This window comes from Streptomyces sp., assembly GCF_031181705.1.
Classification (GTDB): Bacteria; Actinomycetota; Actinomycetes; order Streptomycetales; family Streptomycetaceae; genus Streptomyces.
Genome location: NZ_JAPSKN010000128.1, coordinates 11,514 through 15,807 on the forward strand (window position 1 = coordinate 11,514; position 4,294 = coordinate 15,807).

4 protein-coding genes, 1 pseudogene and 1 riboswitch are annotated in these 4,294 nt (G+C 68.7%); of the genes and pseudogenes, 3 read left to right on the forward strand and 2 right to left on the reverse strand.

Annotation, left to right across the window (positions count from 1 at the left end):
• Together RIN80_RS21450 and RIN80_RS21455 are read right to left on the reverse strand one after the other, a co-directional pair.
• Positions 1–206 (reverse strand): annotated as a pseudogene (locus RIN80_RS21450) (trehalose-6-phosphate synthase); the annotation flags it as partial.
• Positions 207–279: 73 nt separating this feature from the next.
• Positions 280–1,224, reverse strand: coding sequence for a glucosyl-3-phosphoglycerate synthase (locus RIN80_RS21455; RefSeq protein ID WP_309097255.1), 945 nt, complete (start codon positions 1,222–1,224; stop codon positions 280–282).
• 155 nt (positions 1,225–1,379) lie between these two features.
• A riboswitch (SAM riboswitch) is annotated at positions 1,380–1,535 on the forward strand.
• 18 nt (positions 1,536–1,553) lie between these two features.
• On the opposite strand from RIN80_RS21455, the gene thrC reads away from it, so the two are divergent.
• From thrC to RIN80_RS21470, 3 genes are all read left to right on the forward strand, one after another.
• A complete protein-coding gene (thrC, locus tag RIN80_RS21460) occupies positions 1,554–2,840 on the forward strand; it encodes a threonine synthase (protein ID WP_309097256.1) in 1,287 nt (428 codons plus the stop codon).
• A gap of 110 nt (positions 2,841–2,950) precedes the next feature.
• Positions 2,951–3,226, forward strand: coding sequence for a ubiquitin-like small modifier protein 1 (locus tag RIN80_RS21465; protein ID WP_010035955.1), 276 nt, complete (start codon positions 2,951–2,953; stop codon positions 3,224–3,226).
• A gap of 457 nt (positions 3,227–3,683) precedes the next feature.
• Positions 3,684–3,887, forward strand: coding sequence for a cold-shock protein (locus tag RIN80_RS21470; protein WP_010035953.1), 204 nt, complete (start codon positions 3,684–3,686; stop codon positions 3,885–3,887).
• Positions 3,888–4,294: the final 407 nt, after the last annotated feature.

Below are 4,294 nucleotides of genomic sequence, written 5' to 3' on the forward strand. Positions count from 1 at the left end.
CCGCGCCGGACCGCCTCCCGGTCGCCGTCGGACAGCGCCGAGCAGACCCACAGCGCGTCGGCGTCCGAGCCGATCGCGGAGAGACCCGAGACCAGCCCGCCGCCGCCCCGCTTGGCGCTCAGCGAACCGTCCTCACCGACCGTGTAGGAGACCGGGCCCCGGTTGGAGGCCACCAGTACCCGTGCAGAACCGTGCGTCGAACCCATAGGCCTCAACCTAGCCCGGCCTGTAAACGCTCAAACGTACGGACTTGCCGCGTCCGGCCGAAAACGGTCCCGGTCAGGCGGCCCGCCGCGCCTGGTACTCGGCGATCTCCACCATCGGCGGACGTTCCTCGGTGTCGACCGAGTACGTCCGCGGCTCGAAGCCGTCCCCGCCCCGCTCGAACTGCGTCAGGGACGGCCGGATCAGATGCCCCCGGGCCAGCCGCAGCTGGGCGGTGCGGTAGATCTCGGCGGCCATCCGGCCCAGCGCCTGCCCGTCCTGGTGCCGGTGCTTGCGCACGCCGACGTCCACCTGGGCGAGGGCGTCCAGGCCCACCAGGTGCAGGGCGTCCACCAGCATGCCCAGCTCGACTCCGTACCCCACGGGGAACGGCAGCCGCTCCAGCAGTGAGCGGCGGGCCGCGTACTCCCCGCCCAGCGGCTGCACGAACCCGGCCAGCCGCGGCCAGTGCATGTTCAGCAGCGGGCGGGCCATCAGCTCCGTGACCCGGCCGCCCTGCCCGGCGGCGCCGCCGAGGGGACGGTCGTACATGCCCTTGACCAGGGCCACGTCCGGATCGGTCAGCAGCGGGCCCACGATCCCCGAGACGAAGTCGGACGAGAACTCCCGCAGGTCCGCGTCGACGAAGCAGACGATGTCGCCGCGCGTGACGAGCAGCGAGCGCCACAGCACCTCGCCCTTGCCGCGCACGGCGGGGACGCGCGGGAGTATCGCGTCGCGGTGCACCACCCTCGCGCCCGCGGCGGCGGCCACCTGGGAGGTGCGGTCGGTCGATCCCGAGTCCACGACGACCAGTTCGTCGACGAGCGGGACCTGCAGCATCAGGTCGTGCCGGATGACGGCGGCGATGTCGCCGACCGTCTCCTCCTCGTTCAGCGCGGGCAGCACCACACTGACCGTCCGGCCCGTGCGCTGCTTGGCGGCCATGATCCGGTGGAGCGGGCGTTCGTTCGCGGACCAGGAACGGGTGCTCAGCCAGCGCTCGACTTCTTCCAGCACCGTGGCGGCTCCTTAGCGTTCTCTCGGCGGGACGGAATGTGACGCGTCTCGCGGTTCGGACGACTATCTCAACTGTCCTGGTCGTCGGTTACAGTCTTGAACAACGCGGATGACCATCGCATGTCCGGGGTCACCCGCCGCCTACAACCACATACAGCTCATCCAGAGGGGCAGAGGGAAACGGCCCGATGAAGCCCCGGCAACCCTCCAGTCGGTTCTCGTAGGTCACTGGCGACCACAGCGCGAGGCTCCCGGCTAGGGAAGGTGCCAAATCCGTCTCACGGCGAGATGCGTCGTGAGGAAGATGAGGAGAAAGGGCCTCGCCTCACATGGCTGTGCAGACTGTTGCAAGCACCACGAACTCCACCGTAGACCTCGGCCCGGCCGCCGCCCTGAGCTGCCGCGAATGCGGTCACCGCGTGCCCCTCGGCCCGCTCTTCGCCTGCGAGGAGTGTTTCGGCCCGCTGGAGATCGCCTACGACTTCTCGGCCTACGACGCCGAGGAGCTGCGGAAGACGATCGAGGCGGGCCCCGCGAACATCTGGCGCTACGCCCCCCTGCTGCCGGTCCCGGCCGACGTGGCGGACAAGCCGAACATCAACCCGGGCTGGACCAAGCTCGTCAAGGCCGACAACCTCGCGCGCGAGCTGGGCGTCGACGCCGGCAAGCTCTTCGTCAAGGACGACTCCGGCAACCCGACGCACTCCTTCAAGGACCGCGTCGTCGCGCAGGCCCTGGAGGCCGCCCGCGCCTTCGGCTTCACCACCCTCTCCTGCTCCTCCACCGGCAACCTGGCCGGCGCGGTGGGCGCCGCCGCGGCCCGGGCCGGCTTCCGCTCCTGCGTGTTCATCCCGCACGACCTGGAGCAGGGCAAGGTCGTCATGGCCGCGGTCTACGGCGGCGAGCTGGTCGGCATCGAGGGCAACTACGACGACGTGAACCGCTTCTGCTCCGAGCTGATCGGCGACCCGGCCGGCGAGGGCTGGGGCTTCGTCAACGTCAACCTCCGGCCGTACTACGCCGAGGGCTCCAAGACGCTGGCCTACGAGATCTGCGAGCAGCTCGGCTGGCGGCTGCCGGACCAGATCGTGGTGCCGATCGCCTCCGGCTCGCAGCTCACGAAGATCGACAAGGGGCTCCAGGAGCTGATCAAGCTCGGGCTCGTCGAGGACAGGCCGTACAAGATCTTCGGCGCGCAGGCCGAGGGCTGCTCGCCGGTGTCCACGGCGTTCAAGGCCGGTCACGACGTGGTGCGGCCGCAGAAGCCGGACACGATCGCCAAGTCGCTGGCGATCGGGAACCCGGCGGACGGCCCGTACGTGCTGGACATCGCGCGGCGCACGGGCGGTGCGGTGGAGGACGTGACCGACGAGCAGGTCGTCGACGCGATCAAGGTCCTTGCCAGGACCGAGGGGATCTTCGCGGAGACCGCCGGCGGGGTGACGGTGGGCGTGACGAGGAAGCTCGTCGAGAACGGCGTTCTCGACCCCACGAAGACCACGGTCGTGCTCAACACCGGGGATGGTCTGAAGACGCTGGACGCGGTGGCGGGCACGGGGCTCACGGCGACCATTCGCCCGAGCCTGGAGTCGTTCCGGGCTGCCGGGCTCGTCTGATCGTTGTTCGCTGCGGGCCGGTGGGGGTTGTCCGCGCCCACGCGGCGGAGCCGCGTATCGGCACAGCCCCGCGCCCCTGGGTCCGTCACCAAACCGGAGGTTTCGAAGTCATGAGCGTCACCGTTCGCATCCCCACCATCCTGCGTACCTACACCGGCGGGCAGGCCGAGGTCGCCGCCGAGGGGGCGACCCTGGGCGAGGTCATCGCCGATCTGGAGAAGAACCACACCGGGATCGCCGCCCGTGTGCTGGACGACCAGGGCAAGCTGCGCCGGTTCGTCAACGTGTACGTGAACGACGACGACGTGCGGTTCGAGCAGGGGCTGGAGACGGCCACCCCGGACGGTGCCGGCGTGTCGATCATCCCGGCTGTCGCCGGAGGCTGAGCGCGTCCGTAACCGGTCGGCCGGCCTGATTGTTACCTGAAGTAATGCCGGTCACGGAGAGTTCATCGAATTGCCCCCACCGTGAGAGAAGCGGAGGGGGCAATTCCATGTGATTGAGCGCGGTACAGTTGGGGAACGCGATCCCGATCCTGTGATCGGCGCCCTGAATTCCCGCTCCGAGCCCGACAAGATGTAGCCAAAGTGTGCGCGTCTTTCGCGGCTTTTGCGCGTTTTGTGTGGCCCGACTTGCCCTGAATTCAGGCGAATTCTCCCTACATTCCGGACCCTGCGCGTCCAGAATTCTCGTCCGATTGACCTGTTGCAGACGGCAGTTGGACAGATACATTCAGCCGCGGTCGACGCGTTCCGGCGCACGCCCCCAACCGTGGGGGGTGAGGTCTGACCCGGGTCCGCGAAGTGTGGATCTGTGCAAGGGCCAGTAATAGGGGAGTTAGGCATGGCTCAGGGCACCGTCAAGTGGTTCAACGCGGAGAAGGGGTACGGCTTCATCGCGGTCGACGGTGGTGCGGATGTTTTCGTCCACTACAGCGCGATCCAGATGGACGGCTACCGCACCCTGGAAGAGGGTCAGCGGGTCGAGTTCGAGATCTCGCAGGGCCAGAAGGGGCCGCAGGCCGACATGGTTCGCGTCTCTGCCTGAACGCGCACCACGACCAACGCGCAAGCGACCGGTCTTCTCAGAAGGGCTCGCACCCCCCGGGGTGCGGGCCCTTCGGCCTGTTCAGGGGGGTGCCGGGGGGTGTTCGCCGGGGGCTGACGGACCGGCCCGATCCCCGGGAGGCGCTTGCACTCGCCATGCCCGAGTGCTAATCATTGCGTTAGCACTCTGAAGGTGAGAGTGACAACGTAAGGACCGGGTCGGTGAGGCCACGGACCAGGTGGGGCAAGGAACCACCGGTCGGGGGCCGTCCGTCGCGGGCGCGGGCGCGGTCCGAAGTAATCACCCCCAGTCCTGGAGGGACCACTTCACATGGCCAAGATCATCGCGTTCGACGAGGAGGCGCGGCGCGGCCTCGAGCGCGGCATGAACCAGCTCGCGGACGCCGT